At 69.7% G+C, this 15,667-nt stretch carries 13 protein-coding genes; 7 read left to right on the top strand and 6 right to left on the bottom strand.

Translation table 11 applies throughout. The features are described from left to right. The 3 genes from FVA95_RS31805 to FVA95_RS25125 form a co-directional block, all read right to left on the bottom strand. Positions 1–959 (bottom strand): transglycosylase family protein (locus FVA95_RS31805; RefSeq protein WP_193564419.1); only part of this gene is annotated, 959 nt, incomplete at its 3' end. A 956-nt stretch (positions 960–1,915) separates the two neighbouring features. Next, positions 1,916–3,007 carry a glycoside hydrolase family 16 protein gene (locus FVA95_RS25130; protein ID WP_149666346.1) on the bottom strand — a complete coding sequence of 364 codons (1,092 nt, stop codon included), beginning with the start codon at positions 3,005–3,007 and terminating at the stop codon, positions 1,916–1,918. An 80-nt stretch (positions 3,008–3,087) separates the two neighbouring features. Continuing rightward, complete coding sequence (locus FVA95_RS25125) at positions 3,088–4,533, bottom strand: MinD/ParA family protein (RefSeq protein WP_240051721.1); 1,446 nt, start codon at positions 4,531–4,533, stop codon at positions 3,088–3,090. A 342-nt stretch (positions 4,534–4,875) separates the two neighbouring features. Between FVA95_RS25125 and FVA95_RS25120 the strand changes: the two genes are divergently transcribed. Together FVA95_RS25120 and FVA95_RS25115 are read left to right on the top strand one after the other, a co-directional pair. Next, positions 4,876–5,793, top strand: a complete 918-nt coding sequence (locus FVA95_RS25120; RefSeq protein ID WP_161992436.1) for a helix-turn-helix domain-containing protein — start codon at positions 4,876–4,878, stop codon at positions 5,791–5,793. A gap of 59 nt (positions 5,794–5,852) precedes the next feature. Then, positions 5,853–6,710, top strand: coding sequence for an alpha/beta fold hydrolase (locus FVA95_RS25115; protein ID WP_149666344.1), 858 nt, complete (start codon positions 5,853–5,855; stop codon positions 6,708–6,710). A gap of 26 nt (positions 6,711–6,736) precedes the next feature. On the opposite strand, the gene FVA95_RS25110 is transcribed toward FVA95_RS25115, so the two are convergent. After that, a complete protein-coding gene (locus FVA95_RS25110) occupies positions 6,737–7,546 on the bottom strand; it encodes a DUF5710 domain-containing protein (protein WP_205015979.1) in 810 nt (269 codons plus the stop codon). Positions 7,547–7,630: 84 nt separating this feature from the next. On the opposite strand from FVA95_RS25110, the gene FVA95_RS25105 reads away from it, so the two are divergent. Continuing rightward, positions 7,631–7,846: a CsbD family protein gene (locus FVA95_RS25105; protein WP_149666343.1), complete on the top strand. Its 216-nt coding sequence runs from the start codon at positions 7,631–7,633 to the stop codon at positions 7,844–7,846. Positions 7,847–7,904: 58 nt separating this feature from the next. Here the strand turns inward: FVA95_RS25105 and FVA95_RS25100 are convergent, their stop codons facing one another. Then, positions 7,905–8,807 carry a 1,4-dihydroxy-2-naphthoyl-CoA synthase gene (locus tag FVA95_RS25100; protein ID WP_149666342.1) on the bottom strand — a complete coding sequence of 301 codons (903 nt, stop codon included), beginning with the start codon at positions 8,805–8,807 and terminating at the stop codon, positions 7,905–7,907. Between the two features lie 214 nt (positions 8,808–9,021). Beyond that, the gene (locus FVA95_RS25095; protein WP_240051722.1) at positions 9,022–10,104 is read right to left on the bottom strand and encodes an SAM-dependent methyltransferase; all 1,083 of its coding nucleotides are present in this window, start codon (positions 10,102–10,104) and stop codon (positions 9,022–9,024) included. A 271-nt stretch (positions 10,105–10,375) separates the two neighbouring features. Between FVA95_RS25095 and FVA95_RS31030 the strand changes: the two genes are divergently transcribed. The 4 genes from FVA95_RS31030 to FVA95_RS25080 all read left to right on the top strand — a co-directional run. Continuing rightward, a complete protein-coding gene (locus FVA95_RS31030; protein WP_161992434.1) occupies positions 10,376–10,525 on the top strand; it encodes a hypothetical protein in 150 nt (49 codons plus the stop codon). Between the two features lie 88 nt (positions 10,526–10,613). Next, positions 10,614–10,934 (top strand): antibiotic biosynthesis monooxygenase, encoded by a 321-nt coding sequence (locus FVA95_RS25090; protein ID WP_149666340.1) that lies wholly within the window; start codon positions 10,614–10,616, stop codon positions 10,932–10,934. 388 nt (positions 10,935–11,322) lie between these two features. After that, complete coding sequence (locus FVA95_RS25085) at positions 11,323–12,693, top strand: helix-turn-helix domain-containing protein (RefSeq protein ID WP_161992433.1); 1,371 nt, start codon at positions 11,323–11,325, stop codon at positions 12,691–12,693. Positions 12,694–15,422: 2,729 nt separating this feature from the next. Next, on the top strand, positions 15,423–15,667 hold a 245-nt coding region (locus FVA95_RS25080; protein WP_193564418.1), incomplete at its 3' end, for a replication initiation protein.

The raw sequence follows: 15,667 nt of genomic DNA, 5'->3' as shown, positions 1-15,667 counted from the left end.
ACTCCGCCCAGCCCCGATAAACAGTGATATACGTCATCCCGCTGCGGATCTGTTCGGATAACACCGTGGTAGCCGTTGCCACTGTTGATCGACCAGTCACCACTGGACCCGCACTGCGCGAGCCGGTCCCAGGTCGACCCGTCTGCCGGTTCTGCATCGCTCGGCCGAACACCACCACCATCGGCACCGTCGGTGCTGTCGTCGGCCTCGGGTGGGGCCGCGTCGTCGCCCGTCGCGTCGTCGGCCTCCGTAGCGCTGGCCGCCGGGGTGGAGTCCGTGTTCGCCCCGTCGTCGGCCGCGGCCGTGTCCCGACCGTTCTGGTCGTCAGACTTGTCCTGGCCACCGGCTTCCCGGTCGTCACCGTCACCGGCGTCGGCACGGGTGCTGCGGTCGGCGGCGGTGCCCAGATCACCAGCGCTGCCCAGGTCAGCGTTGTCGAGAGCGTCGAGGAGATCCCGGGCGGCGGGGTCGACCTCGGCCGCGGCGCGGGCCTGCTCGGTCAGCTTCTCGATACTCGACGACACCGAGCCGCCCTCGGACTGTGTGGAACGACCGCCGGTGTTGCTGCCGGTGGTGGCGCTGTCGCCAGCCTGGGCCCGGGTAATCGACTCACCTGCGCCCAGCCCACGCCCGGTGTCGCTGGTCGGGCTGGGCGCAGGTGAGGCCCGCCGGTCGGTGACCGTGTCGGCGGTCGCCGGGGCGGCGCGGTCCCCGCCGTCGCTGCCGACGCCGCTGGTGGTAGTGCGGAGGCGGTCGAGGGCGTCGAGGTCAGCCGGGTCCGCCCCCAACGAAGCGAGGTGATCCCGGTCCAGAGCGTCGAGTACCGAGAGACCGACCTGAGTGGCGTCGTCGTCTCCGGCCGCGGTGATGGTCTGCATCAACTCGCCGACCATGCTGACCGCCGCCCGCACCGCCGCAACGTCGTCCACCGAAGAAGCAGCGGAGTCCCGGCCCACCACGCTCTGGGACCGCGCCTCAGGAACCCCAGAAACCCCGGCGGTGCTGGGTTTCCCGTCGAGGATCGGGGCCGCTCGGCTCGTGACCTCAGCGGCCCCACCGGCGGGAGGCTGCTTCCTGACCGCGCCGAGGTCGGACCCAGAACCGGTGGCCGGTGTCGGTGTCGGGGCGGTGGACGCCGGCGGGGCAGGCGGGGCCAGGTCGGCTGGCGCCGGAGTCGGGGCGGCCGGGACGTCTGTGCTCTGCACAGGTGCCTGCGGCACAGCCAGCACCGCGCCCAGGACCGGGGCCGGGGCCTGGGCGTCGGTCTCGGCGGCAGGGTCGGTGCAGGCGGCAGGTAACGGCGGCGCCGACCGCACCACCCGTTCCCCACCCACCGAGGAAGCAGGGGGGAGGAGGTCGGCCGGGGTCGGCCCGAGCCCTGCCGCCGCCAACCGGACACCGATCTCCTGCAGGTGCGGATCGGTGCTGTCCAGGCGGTGGAGCTGATCAGAGGTATCGACCGCGGCCTGCCGCCACCGGTCCGGCTGGGACACCGGAACGTAGCCGAGGTCCCGGATCTTGCTGGCCAACGCCGCGGCGTCCGGGTCCTCGGAGACAGTCAGGTCGGTGAGCAGCGCCCGGGCCTGAGCGCGGGCCTGCGCCGCCGTGTCGAGCTGACGGGCCGCGACCTGCTCGTCACACGCACCGGTCGCGGCCAACCCCAGCACCGTCGCCGGGGCCGAGTCGGGGTCGGTGAGCGCGGACGCGGTGTAGACGGTGCCTGCGGCGAGGGCAGACGCGGTCAACACCGCAACCGCCGAGCGCCACACCACCGGCGGCGGCGCCGACACCCCACGGCGCGGGACATGATCAGCCCACGACGGCGGGCGCCGACGAGACGAACGGGAAAACACGGACACGAGACAAACTCCAGGTCAACCGGGGAGCGGACAATGCACAGAAAGCAAGGCAACGGCTACGGCGACCCACCGGAGTTGATCTCATCGGTGATCGTCGTCGACGACTCCGCCGCTGTGGACCCGTCACTACCGGCGGTGTCGGTCGAGGAACCCTCCCCCTGAGCGAGGCCCCACTGCTTGACCCAGTCGTACTCAACCTTCCCGGTGCCGCCGTCAGCCTTCCCGTCGGGGAACCAGTCCAGCTGCAACGTCAGATGCATCGGACCCGGCGGCAGAATGCTGGTGTCGGTGGTCTTCCACCACTCACGACCATCCAGGAACGCGGTCACACCCTCGGGTGTCCACTCGACCGCATAGTTGTGCCACTGCGTGGCATCGACCTGGACTTCGCCGTGCACCTGGGAGTTGTCGGCGCCGTAGTGCAGGAACAACTCCACGGTGTCCCGTGCCGGGTTCATGATCTCGGCGAAGTCGATCTCCCCACCGACCGGGAAGTTCTCCGCACTGGGCCACAGCAGGGCGAGGGCGTTGTAGGCAGGGGAACCTTGCGGAGCGCGCATCCGGACTTCCCACCGGCCGTACTTCTGTGGGTCGCCCCAGGCCATCCCGCCGGTCGTGCCATCCCCGGTGCCGTTGATGGTGAGGACACCGTCGGCCACCGACACCGCCTCCGGGGACCGGACACCGTTCCCGGCATGACCGGGACCGTCGTAAAGATTCCAGCCGTCCAGGCCCGGGTCGGTGAAGTCGTCGACCTTGTCCGGCACGCCCCACCCGAACCGGGCACCAGCCGAAGCGCCACGGTCCTGCACAGACGAGTCCTGGCCGGACGGCGACCCGCTCGACGACGACGCCGGAGCAGAGCCGGTGTCCTGCCCGGTCCGCACTGTTCGGGCATCGGATCCGCTTTCATGATCATCTGCCCGGTTTCCCGACGCGCCCGGCCCGGCCCCGGCACCGGCCCTGGTGCTGGTGTTGGTGGTGTGGCAGGCGCGGGGGACGAACCCGGGACGGTCCGCGCCGACCCCGCGCAGCGCGCGGCGCAGCCGCTCCGACCGGGCCGAGTCATCGCCGTCGATCTCGGCCAGGACATGGGCGGCGGTGATCCGCCAGCCACAGCGCAGCTCACTACGCGACGCACCAGGCATCTCACCGGATGGCGTGCTCGGCCCGGCCACCGTGAGAGCCAGCACGGCCCCGACCAACCCAGATGCCAGTAGAGACACGGTCACCGGCCTGCCCGGCGAACAGCACCAGTTTCAACGCCAGCAGCACTGCGTGGGCGAAAGCCGTGTGCGGCCAGGCCATGGGTGGGTCGGCCTTGGAAGCCTTCGGCGACGACCGCCGACAACTCCAGGACCGCGTCCCGAGTGGCAGCCGTGAGAGCGCCGAGGTCGATGACATCGCCGGTGGCCAGATGCGGATCGGCCGGGAGCTCGACCACGGCCCGGACCCGCGACCCGAACCAGTCCCGGATCGTGGCCCCATCCACCTCCGGTGAGTGGCGGTCACACGACAACACGACCACCGCGTCACGAACCAGATCCTGATAACGGGCGCTCCCCTCCGGGTCGTTCGGGTCATGGTGGGTGGCCAGCCACTGCAACGTCCGCGCCGCCCGCGACGCCCCGTCTTTCGTCGGCGCACCCACCACCACCAGCGAATCCGCGTGCTTCAACGTGCCCTGCATCGCCGAATGCACCAGACCCGTCCCGCAGTCAGTCAGCAGCACCTCGTGGTAGACGGCCAACGTCCGTAGGACGGCCTCGTAGTCATCGGCGGAGAACATCTCCGACAGTTCCGGCTCCTGCTCACTGGTCACCACGCGCAGGCGCCCGGCGAGGTGGGTGTAACCGGCCAGCTGCGTCGAAGACTGGACCTGGTCCAGATCACGGAGCAGGTCCCGGACGGTGGTCTTCCCGGCCCGGGCCTCCCCGACCAGGCGATCCCCGAGGGTTCCGGCGTCGGGGTTCGCGTCGATCGCGACCACCCGATCCCCGCGGCACTCCGCCAGCGCCAACCCGAGCGCCGCGGTCACGGTCGTCTTCCCGACACCGCCCTTGATCGACCCGACCACCACCGAGTGCGGGCCGGGGAGCGGGGTCGCGATCCGCCGGACCTGGTCCCGCCGCCGCGCCTCCACCGCCGAGAGCCCCAGGTTCCAGCGGCCACCGGTCAGCACATGGACCGCCGCCCGCCACCCGTGCTGGGGCGCAGCCCGGCGCGGGCGCACCACATCCGCGAACGCATCACCATCACCGAACCCGAGCCCAGCAGCCGCCGCCACGGAACCGTGGGGGACACCGTCATCTCGAGCCGGAGACGACGGCACCGGGCTGGGCTGCACAGCGGCAGTGACGGTGGCCGACTCGGGCACGTCGCGATCAAAGGACACCTGCGGCGACGCCAACTCCACCTGATCCGCGACCTCATCCAGCACAACGTCTGCTTCGGCCCGGACGGCATCAACTACAGCGCCGTCGGCGACCATCCACTGCGGCCCGCCGCTCTCTCGCAGCGCACCAGCGCCCGGCAGTGCGTCCGGAACCGCGCTCGGAGTCAAAAGGTGGGCGTCCTCGATGCCCGGAGCGAACCGCCAGATCGGCGCCTCGTCGATTGCATGGCGGTCCGCAGCACGCCCGGGATCAGGAACGACTCGGGAACGGATCGCCATCGCTTCGTCACTCCTCGTCCCACTCGTCTGGTTCGGCGACACGTATCTACTGGACTCCCCGGTGATCACCAACCAAGGTGACACTTACTAAGGGTAACCATAAAAGTAGTAAACGCTACAGTACGTAGTCGCTTGGTTGTCCGAGAGGAACGGGGGGGATGGCTGATCATTCTCGCAGCTCACGCCCCCTTGACAGTCGAGGACGCAGGTACTCGACGGCCGCGCTGTGCGTGAAGTCATTTACGCAGAGTGTCGACCTGGTGCTACCGTACTCCCCACTGGGTGATGCACATCATGTGGAGCACTGCTGACGGCGGCACTCCTCGTGACAGAAAGGACCGCATGGACCCGACGGACACCGGCCGGAGGGCCGCCGGGCCCGGGCCGCGGTTTGCTGTGCTGGCGCTGCCGGAGTTCGGGGCATTCCTGAGACAACTCCGCGAGAAAGCGGTGTCTCGGGGCGATCACCGGTGCGACACCGGGCGCGGCGGGGGGATGAGTCGGACAGAGCTGGCCGGGGCGGTCGGGTGCAGCGTCAGTTACCTGGTCAAACTCGAACAGGGCACGGTCCGGGCCCCGGCCGGGCCGTTGATCGAGGCCGTCGCTGATGCGCTCTCGGTGACGGCGGCTCAACGTCGCCATCTGCATGACCTGAGTCGACAACCCAGCCCGGGCACGCCCCGGCCGGGCATGTCAAGAGCGGATGAGCTGCCGGTCACGGCTGCGAACCGGGCCTATGTGGATCATCTCGCGCCCGCGTTGAGCGCGTTCGTCGACGACACCTGGAACGTCGTCTACGCCAACGCCCCGTACCGGCGCATCTACCGTCACATCGACGACCCAGCGATCAACAACGTGCTGCTGTGGTTCTTCTTCGTTCCCGAGAGCCGACGGATCATGGTCGAGTGGGAACGGGAAGCCCAACTCACCGTCGCCTGGCTCCGCGGCCTGATCGCCGACCAGACCACCCCCGCAGCAGACGGTGCCGGCCTGTTGGAACGGCTGTCCCGATCCCCGGAGTTCCGCACGATGTGGGACGAAGGCGGAGTCGCGCTCGCCCGGCACAAAGAAGAGATGCTGGTCCGCGACCTCGACCACGGCACGCTGCTCCACCTGCGGGCCCAGGTGCTGCGCTGGCCGGAACCGGCCACCTCACTCCAGCTCTACCTCGGTGTCACCGTCGGCCCAGCCGCCGACCCCGACCCCGCCCACGACCCTGTCCACGGCTCTGGCGCGGCGGTGCCAGAATCGGCGTCATAGGTTTGCTGCGGGACGCACCGAGGCGGCCGTGTCGCACGACGGGAACAGCAGGTTCGGATATGCCAGTAGTGGATGCGGGTGGGCGGCAGATCGCCTTCAGCGACACCGGTGGGGACGGTCTACCGATCATCCTGGCCCACGGTTTCGCCCTGGATCTGACGATCTTCGCCGGTCAGGCCGCGCTGGCCCCGGCATACCGGGTGATCGCCTGGGACGCCCCCGGCCACGGCGCCAGCCCCGACCCCGGAACCCCGTTCACGTTCTGGGACCTCGCCCGCACCCAGCTCGACCTCATCGACGCCCTCGATATCGACCGCGCCGTGGTCGGCGGAGTCTCCCAAGGCGGGTTCATCGCCCTGCGCACCGCGCTCCTGGCCCCCGAACGGGTCACCGCGCTACTACTCATCGACACCGAAGCCGACGCCCTGTCCCCGACCGACACCGCCCAGTACCAGCAGCTGTTCACCGACTTCGCCACCCACGGCCCGACCCCGGAACTCACCGCAGGTCTCGCCGCCCAGATCATCGGCGACCACCCCACCACCCAGACCTGGGCGCAGGCATGGGCGCGGACCTGGACCGGCCGCGGGATCCCACTCGGCGCCCCCGTCGACTGCCTCACCCACCGCGACGACCTCACCCACCGGCTCGCCGAGATCACCGCCCCGGCGCTGATCCTGGCCGGAGCCCACGACCACTCGATCCCCCTCGACCACCAAGACCGCATGCGCCGCAGCCTGCCCGCCAGCGAAGGGATCGTCGTGATCCCCGGCGCCGGGCACTGCCCCCCGCTGACCCACCCCGTCCCGGTCAACGCCGCCATCACCCGCTTCCTCCACACAGTGCCCAGCCCCGGCGACGGCGACGGCGACGGCGACGGCGACGGCGCCACAGCCTCAGCTACGGCCGAGACATAATCCGCAAGGCGTTCCAGTACAGGTGCTCAGGTGCTGTGGCGGACCTGATCGAGTACTTGTTCGGCCTGGTGAGCTCGTTGATCGGGCGCAGGTGGGCTGCACACGGTCACTCCGGCAGAGGTGAGGATCCGCAAGTCCAGATCCCAGGTCCAGGCCGACCGCTCGATCCACAACTGTCCCGCACGGTCGATATGGCGGAACAGTTCGCGGGAAGTCATCCCGGTGACCCGCCGCAGATGGGCCTGGGCTTCCTGCGTGCGGCCGGTGATGCTCGCGTATCCCATGTGGGTCGCCAGGTGACACGGCGAGCACAGACACACCAGCCGCCGAAGCGTCTGCACCCCGGTGCGGTCGTCGTAGGACCAGCGTTCATGGCCTTCCAGCCACCGCCGGACCGAACGGTCCTCCTCCGCGCCGCAGGCCTCGCAACGGTGCTCGGCGCGGCGGCGGATCATCCGCCGGACCCGTTCCCAGTCCCGCTCGATGACACACGTCCGGACGTTACTGAACCAGCAGGTCTGCGGGACCAAGTCGACGAACAGTCCAGACCCGAACGACCGATCCTCGCCCGGAAGCAGATCCGGAAGCTCCGGCAACGGCGCCCACCGCTGCAGATGCGCGGTCACCGGACGAGGGTCATACCAGCGCTTCGCCTCCCGATCCCACCACGCACCATGAGCTTTGGCCTCGTCCTTCTCGCTGAACGGCACGTTCAGCCACGCCCGCTCCACCACACCCGCTCCCTTCATCCTCGGTGAGCTTTCAACGACCCGCCCGATAGCCCTACCAAGGATGACACGGCCCGGCGGGGCCATCGAGATCTCGCGCACCAGCACGAGCGCCGCTACCGTGGCCTCGCCACTCCCGGCACTCAACCGAGGTGCCGGGAACACCGCTCTCGAACAGCTCTGGAGGAACTCGTGAGTTTCACCGACAAGGCCACCAACAAGGCCCAGGAGATGCTTGGCTCGGCGAAGGAGAAGACCGGCGCCGCTCTCGGCAACGACGACCTCGAACGCGACGGTCAGACCGACCAGGCCAAGGCCACCACCAAGCAGGCCGCGGAAAACATCACCGACGCCGCCAGCAACATCACCGACAACGTCGCCTCCCTCACCCGCGACACCACCAAGTAACCGCCGCCACACGAGCCGAACCCCGCCACCACAGGCCCCGCCCGACGACGGCGGCGGTTCAGTAGCGCCAGGGGAACGGTGACCAGTCCGGGTCCCGCTTCTGCAGGAACGAGTCCCGACCCTCGACCGCCTCATCGGTCATGTACGCCAGCCTGGTCGCCTCCCCGGCGAACAACTGCTGGCCGACCAGACCGTCGTCGGCGAGGTTGAACGCGTACTTCAGCATCCGCTGCGCCGTCGGGGACTTGCCATTGATCTCACCGGCCCACTGCAGCGCGGTGGTCTCCAGCTCGGCGTGCGCGACGACCTCGTTGACCGCACCCATCCGATGCATCTGCTCAGCCGAATACGTGCGGCCCAGGAAGAAGATCTCCCGGGCGAACTTCTGCCCGACCTGCTTGGCCAGATACGCCGAACCGTAGCCGCCGTCGAACGAACCCACATCGGCGTCAGTCTGCTTGAACCGGGCATGCTCGGCCGAGGCCAGCGTCAGGTCGGCGACCGCGTGCAGCGAGTGCCCGCCACCCGCGGCCCACCCGTTGACCACCGCGATCACGACCTTGGGCATGAACCGGATCAGCCGCTGGCACTCCAGGATGTGCAGACGCCCTGCCCGCCCGGCCTGCACGGTGTCGGCGGTGTCGCCGTCGGCGTACTGGTAGCCGGTGCGGCCGCGGATGCGTTGGTCCCCACCGGAGCAGAACGCGCGCTTGCCGTCCTTCGGCGAGGGCCCGTTCCCGGTCAGCAGCACACAGCCGACGTCGGCGCTGGTGCGGGCGTGCTCCAGGGCGGTGAACAGCTCATCGACGGTGCCGGGGCGGAACGCGTTCAACACCTCGGGACGGTCGAACGCGATCCGCACCGCACCAGTAACGACAGCCCGGTGATAGGTGATGTCACGGAAGCCGAACCCCTCGACCGGCGTCCACGCATCCGGGTCGAACGTCTCAGAAACGATCATGTCCACCCGGCCACCGTACGACCCCAACAGCCCCGACTGCGGCACGTGACCTCAGGACGAATTCGCTGCCTCTTGAATCGCGCAGGTCACGTGCTCGATCGCGACAGCAACAGCGATGGTCGCGTTGATCTGTGCTCGAGCGAGCGCAGTAGAGCCGTCTCTCACGCTGGAGTCCTGCAGCGTCTCGGTGATCAGGGCGCCGTAGTGCTGAGGTCTACGACCGCTGGGCGTCAACGATCGCGGCGAGGCGGGCCATGTCTGCGGCAGGTCCGGTAGGTGCCCGCCCCAGCTCGGCGCCGAGCTCTCCGAGCTCGCGGCTGCGAGTCTGCCAGCCGTGCTCCCGCAGGACGTCAGTCGCGGCGGCGCGGCGGCGGGTGTCCCAGATTTCGGCGAGCACGCACCCGGTCGCCGCCTCGAATCCCCTCGCCGCCGTCGTGTGCATCCACTCGTCGGCGGCGACCAGGTCGAGAGTTTCGATGCCGATGCGGCTACCCGGAGCAGAAAGTTCGGTGATGCGCGCGAACAGGTCGGCCTCGACCTCCGGGGACAGGTAAGGCAGCAGACCCTCGACCAGCCACGCGGTCGGAGCCGTGGAAGTGAACCCGACGGTGTGTAGGGCACTCGGCCAGTCGTGTCGGAGGTCGCAAGCGACAGGCTGGTAGCGGCTGTGTGGCACAGCGCCAGAGTCGGAGAGGACGCGCTGTTTGAACGCCAGTACTCCCGGCTGGTCGATCTCGTACACGGTGACGCCGGACGGCCAGGGCAGTCGGTAGGCGCGGGCGTCGAGTCCAGCAGCTGGGACGACGATCTGATCGATCCCAGCGGTGGTCGCGTCGAGGATCAGGGTGTCGAGTGCTCGGGTCCGGACCGCCATCATGCCGACGAACGCGCTCCAGACAGGCCCGTCCACAGCCGCCAGGGCCATAGCGGGCTCCGCCGCCTGCACAAATCCCGCAGCGAACCGGTCAACGGCCAGCGCGTCCGGCCGCTTGGCTTCCTCGGCCCGAGCAGCGGCAACGATCAGCGCGGTGAGTCCGACACCGTGAGTCACGTCCCAGCCGCCAACAACCTCGCTGCCACCGGCGGGGACGTCATTGGGCCCGGTTGTCGGTGGGGTGTCGGTGATTGCCTCGATCTGGCGACGAAGATCGTCGATGTTCCATCTGAGCTGACCGCCAACCGTTCGCGTCTCGGCTGCCACATGGCCGTCTCTCTCCCAGCGCCACAAGGTGGCGGGATTAACACCGACGGCTGCCGCTGCCTTGCCGGTGCCGACAAGCTGTCGGTCTCCCTCCATCCCCACCTGCTCACTGTCCCATGTACGCATTGGCGGAAATCAGCAGACACCTGCTCCTCGCGACAGCGCGATCACACGCTACTGCTAGCGCCCAGCCAGGCACGTGATCCGTTCGCTCCCCGACGAGCCCGACCCTGCCCGAGAGTGGATCCCTCCGGGACTCGCCCCCTGTCGAGCCAGCGGGCGGTCCGGGGGCAGTGACCCGCAGGTCAACTGGTTGAGGGACAAGCTGCTCGCTGCGTCTCGGGAGCTGTTGTTCGCGGTGGAAAAGGTGCGGAACCCGATCGGGTCGACCGTCGAGGACCAGGCGCCGGCGGCGTGGCACGTGCGCACTTCGCAGGCGCTGCTCGACCACTGCGTCGAGCACCTCGACGACCTCGACGACGAGGACCCGCCGGAACGTCGACTGCGGGCAGACTGAACGCCCGCCAGACGCCGCCTCTCTGTCGCGGACGTTCGAACGCCGCACCAGTTGCTCCCCCAGTTGCTCCCCGGAGGAAGATCACCGCATGACCGTCGTGAAGATCACTACTGTTTCGGTGGTCGATGCCCAGGTCTCCGGTTTGGAGCAGCGATTCGCTGCCTGCCGGGCTTCGATGGGAGCGGTTCCCGGGTTCCGCGGGTTCGAGTTGCTGCGCCCTACCGGTGGTGGGGACCGGTATTTCGTCGTGTCCTGGTGGGCTTCCGACGCAGCGTTTTGTGACTGGCTGGCCTATGGTCGGGAGACCGCGCACGGAACCATGCGCTCCGACACCCGGCTGATGTCGGAGCTGTTGGAATTCGAGGTGGTCGACCTGGCCGCAGCGTCCCCGGAAGATCACCCAGCGTGATACCCTGCGGCGCGACTCCCGTGACTCCCGCGAGAACAGGTGAGCACATGACAGGCATCTCGGCAGGACCCACTGACGTCGGGCCGCGAGGGGGTGGCCCGAACCGGGTGTTGCTGCCGGACTGCCTGATGGACGAGGAGGCACGTTAGCCCCGAAAATTGGAGAAACCCCCGCCCAAAAGATTGATCAACAAAAGCGGGGGCCCCTCTTCACCAAAGACGTGGGTCAGACCACTGGTGGTGAGTGTAGCCGATCGTGCTGGATGGTTCCAGTCCTCCGGCCGGGCGAGTTCCCCACCACCGTGGTCGTGGTCCACGTCACAAGTTGACGGAGAACCCGGAATGACCGAAATGACCTTGACTGGCTCGCAGTGGGCGGGTGGTCTGCGGTGAGTATTGAGGCGCAGCGGCTGGTGCGGGCTGTGGGCGAGTTGACCGGCCCGCAGAAGGCGGTCCTGGCGGCGTACGCCGCCTACGCCGATGAGAGCGGGTACTGCTGGGCGGGGACGGCGCGGATCGCGTTCGACACCGCGTTCTCGCTCGCGACGGTCGGGCGGGCCCGCCGTGCCCTGATCCGGCGCGGCTGGCTGAAATCGAGGCGCCGGTTGGGGACCGCGTCGGTGACCCGGCTGAACCTGGCCCGGATCGCCGAGGCCGGGATCGACACCGGACCGGCCCGCCCACGCCGGCCGCTCTTGATCGAGTTCGCCGACCCCGGACCCGACGCCAGGGGCGGCACCGAGCTCGCCTCGGCGTCACCGGAGGTCTCGGTGGCACCGGCGCCGCCACGCCGCCCGCGCAAGCACATCCCGATCGCTGAGCCACCTGCCCCGGACACCGCACCGGGCGACCGGCCGAATGACCGGCCGAATGACCCTGTTTGCGCTGGTCCCGCCCAGTCCGCTCACCCTGAGCGGAACGATCCGCTCAGGGTGAGCGGGTTACCCGCTCACCCTGAGCGGGAATCTGTCAGAGAACTGTCAGGTGATCTCTCACTCGACGCGCGCGCCCACGCGGACAGCGTCGGGGACCGGGTCCCCGACCGGAGCGAGCGAGCGAGCGAGACGGCTCCGCCGACCCCCCACCCCGCACCCGCCGACAGCCGCGCCCCAGCAGTCGACCCGGCTCCGGCGGCGGCTCCGGCCCAACCCCCGACGCCCGCGCCCGGAGACGAGGCCGAGGCGGCGGCGTGGGCCCTGGACCTGATCGGCGGCCTGGACTACGGGGCCCACCGGCGCCCCACCCGCGCCCGCGCCACCGCCCTGGCGCTCAAGCTCGGCGTCGCTCACGCCGGTGGGCTCTCCCAACGGGACCTGCGGCGGCACTGCCGCGCCGCGCTCAACCAGGCCCGCCGCAACGGCGTCGCCTACCTCGACGGTGCCTTGGACCCCGACCACCTGCCCATCCCCACCCGACCGGCACCCTCGCCCGCACCGACGTCCACGACGCCCGCAGCGCCTGCGGCGGCGACCACCGCCGTGACCACCGCCGTGACCGGCGCCGTGACCACCGCCGTGACCGGCGCCGTGACCACCGCCGTGACCGGCGCCGTGACCACCGCCGTGACCACCGCCGTGACCACCGCCGTGCCCGGCGCCGTGCCCGGCGCCGGGCTCGATCGTCCCTCCGGCAGTCCCGCGACCGCCACGATGTCCCGCGCCCAGGCGCAAGCCGAGATCCGACGCATCCTCACCCGCCGCCGACCCGCCACCAGCCCTGAGATGGCCGCAGACGCCCAAACAGGCCCCGCCGCAGCATGACCCCTCCCGTCACGTCCGGGCCGCCCGCCAGCGACGGTCTCAGGGCCGAGCACGGCCACCCGCACACAAGCAGGCGACCGGCCCCCTCGTCGCCAACGTCGCCAGCCACCCGGGGCGTCCGCCGGATCGCGGCCGCGGACACGACCTGACACCGGTCGAGACCAGCGGAAACGATCTCGAACATGGCCAACACCGAGAGGTCCGGTCTGAGCGGGCCATGTCCTCACTCGTCCGCCTCCAAGGCCGTGACCTGCGGAAAAGCCGACGAACGCGGCGGCGTGAGTCCATGATGGACGAAAATCGGCCACCCCGGGCCGATACACGATGGGGTCTCAGTAACCGTCGGGACCAGCACATACACCGCCCGGCATGATCGAACCGGGCGGGCCCCCCCGAGGGCCGCGTCACCGTCCCTCGACGGGACCGGTGAGGGTGCTGACCTGCGGATCTGTCGAACCCGTCCGGCCTCGCTCGACCTGGAGCGTCGCCCGCTCGAACTCGCCCGCCATCGGCGACAGGGGCTCGACAAGGCCATAGACCAGCGGAAACGACACTCAACAGTGATCAACTGCGGACCGGGCTCGCGGTGCCCACGCATCCACGACGGGCTCGAATGAGCCGGTGACCTGCGGATCCGCCACGACCGCGGACGCGGCGGCGGTCCTCGTGCGCCCGGCGCCCGTCCCTGCCCTATTCCTGCGACATGGGATCGACAACTATCGAGACCAGCACACACGCCCCCACGCATGATCGACACGGGATCCTTCTCCTGCGCCGTGCCACCTCCTCGCCCGGCCGCCATCACGGCCGTGACCTGCGGACAAGCCGAGAATCGACCCGAGTCGAGACCACAATGGACACGGCCCCCGCAGCTCACGACAGTATGCGACAGAGGCGCGATAACCATCGAGACCAGCGGAAACCCGGCCGATCATGATCGTTTCCAGTGGTGCGGTACGGGCGTACCGCCCGCTGCGGACGGCCCCCTGCGGGGCTGTGACCTGCACAGATGCCGGATCTGGACGCCGCGGACGGCCGGCCTGCCGACCGACCCCACCTGGTCGCGCACCAGGCGACACCCAGGCGACAAGTGTCGAGACCAGCGGAAACGCCCCCCATAGAAGATCATCGCCGTAGGCTGCCGAGTCGCCGCCCGGGCCGCGTGGAGGGCCTCCCGGCCCGCCGATGGGGGCCCTGACCTGCGGAAATAGTGAGATCCGGTCGGTGGGCGTTCGTGCCGCCACCTGCTCTCAGGGCTCCGCTTGATATCACGGGAAGGTCACGACACGCGGCGAGACCAGCGGAAACGCACCGATGAAACGATCATGGACCCGGTCGGCATTGTCCGCCGGCGGGGCGGCGTTGCCCGGCAAGGCTCTGACCTGCGGATTCTCCGACGGTCCTTCCCGGATCGGTGCGCCCCTGACGCCTCGAGGGGGCGCTTCAACGCCTGTGAGATCGGTGTCAAAGCTGCTGGTCCAGGCCCCTATAGGGCGATCTTGACGGGGCTCTGTGGGTGATCATCGGCGTTGCCGGCGCTGCCCGCCTGTAGATGATCTTGTCGCGGTCGCGGTCGCGGTCGCGGTCGCGGGTGGCTGGTGTCGTCCTGGCTCGCGCGGCGGCGGTGGTGGCCGGATCCGGCGTCCGCGGCGCCGTCTCGGGTCGCCGTCTCGGCGGCTCGGGCTTCGCCTGGGGGCGACCGGTCGCCGTCGCCTGCTGAGGCCGACGCGGCTCGAACACGCCGCGCCCGACCACAGCCGGCAGGGCCGAGCGGTGCACCGCCCGCCCCCCCAATCGCGGACGCGACGACGCCCCTCGTGCACCTGCCGCCCGTTCCCACCCTGGTTCTGCGATAGGGGGCGACAACTATCGAGACCAGCACAAACGTCAGCCACGAAGATCATCCCAGTCGAACCGGCACGCACGTACCACCCACCCCGAACCCGCCCCCGCAAGGCCGTGACCTGCGGATGCGCCACCGCAGGCGGTCGTGCGCCGAGCCCGCGGCACCCCCCAGTCCTCTCTGCGAGAGGTGCTCGACAAGTACCGAGACCAGCGAAAACAAGCCTCACACATGATCATCACTGGTGGGGTGTCGGCACGAAATCCGGACCCGCACGGCCGGGTGGCGAGGCCCTGACCTGCGAAAAGGCCGGAATCCGGGCCGGTCCGGGCCGCGGCCGGCGCCTGCGCCGCCCGCCCCGGCGAGGTAACGGGAAGGTCACGACACGCGGCGGGACCAGCACCAACACACCACCGAACCGATCATGAACCCGGTCCGCGCCGGGCCCCGCCCCGGCGGCACCGACCGGCATCGCTCTGACCTGCGGACTCTCCGACCGTGTCGCGGCGGCCGGTGCCGCCCAGGCGACCTGAAGTGCCGCCCTCGACCCGTCTCGACCGACAGCGAAACCGCTGGTCCCGACCCCTACAAGGCGATCATGACACCGCCCCGCGGGTGATCATCGACGCGGCAAGTGCGGGACGCCTGTAGGCGATCTCGCTCGGGCTCGAGTCCGGGTCCCGCACCGGCACCTGGGCCCGGTCAGCGCGCGTGGTCCGGCGGGCGGCGAATGACTTCCCGCTCTGCCCCGACCGCACCCGCAAGTAATCGATGAGGTAGGATTTCAGCGTAGCCAAGTCAGATGTTTCCGCTCCCCAGCCCTCCGGAGGCCTCGATGCCGAGCCCGCCCCCTGCTCCACTCGTCCGGGAGCCCGCGCTGCCGGGGATGCCGGAGCAGGGCGCAGATCACGAGTGGTGGGACCGGACCTGGCTTCCTCGCCGACCCCTGGCCACTGATGACTTTCTGCACGGGGTCTACCGGCTCCCCCGGGGTAAGGCGAAGAGCAGGCGCTATGTCGAGGCGAACCCGAAGGCGATCTCGAATCTACTGGTGGTGGATGTGGATCATTCGGATGCGGCGCTGCGGCTGTTGTGGGACCGCGACGGATGGCGCCCGAACGTCGTCGTGGA

Origin of the sequence: Pseudonocardia sp. EV170527-09 (assembly GCF_008369905.1) — a bacterium.
Taxonomy (GTDB): Bacteria; Actinomycetota; Actinomycetes; order Mycobacteriales; family Pseudonocardiaceae; genus Pseudonocardia.
This window is presented reverse-complemented; position numbering and strand designations above follow the sequence as displayed.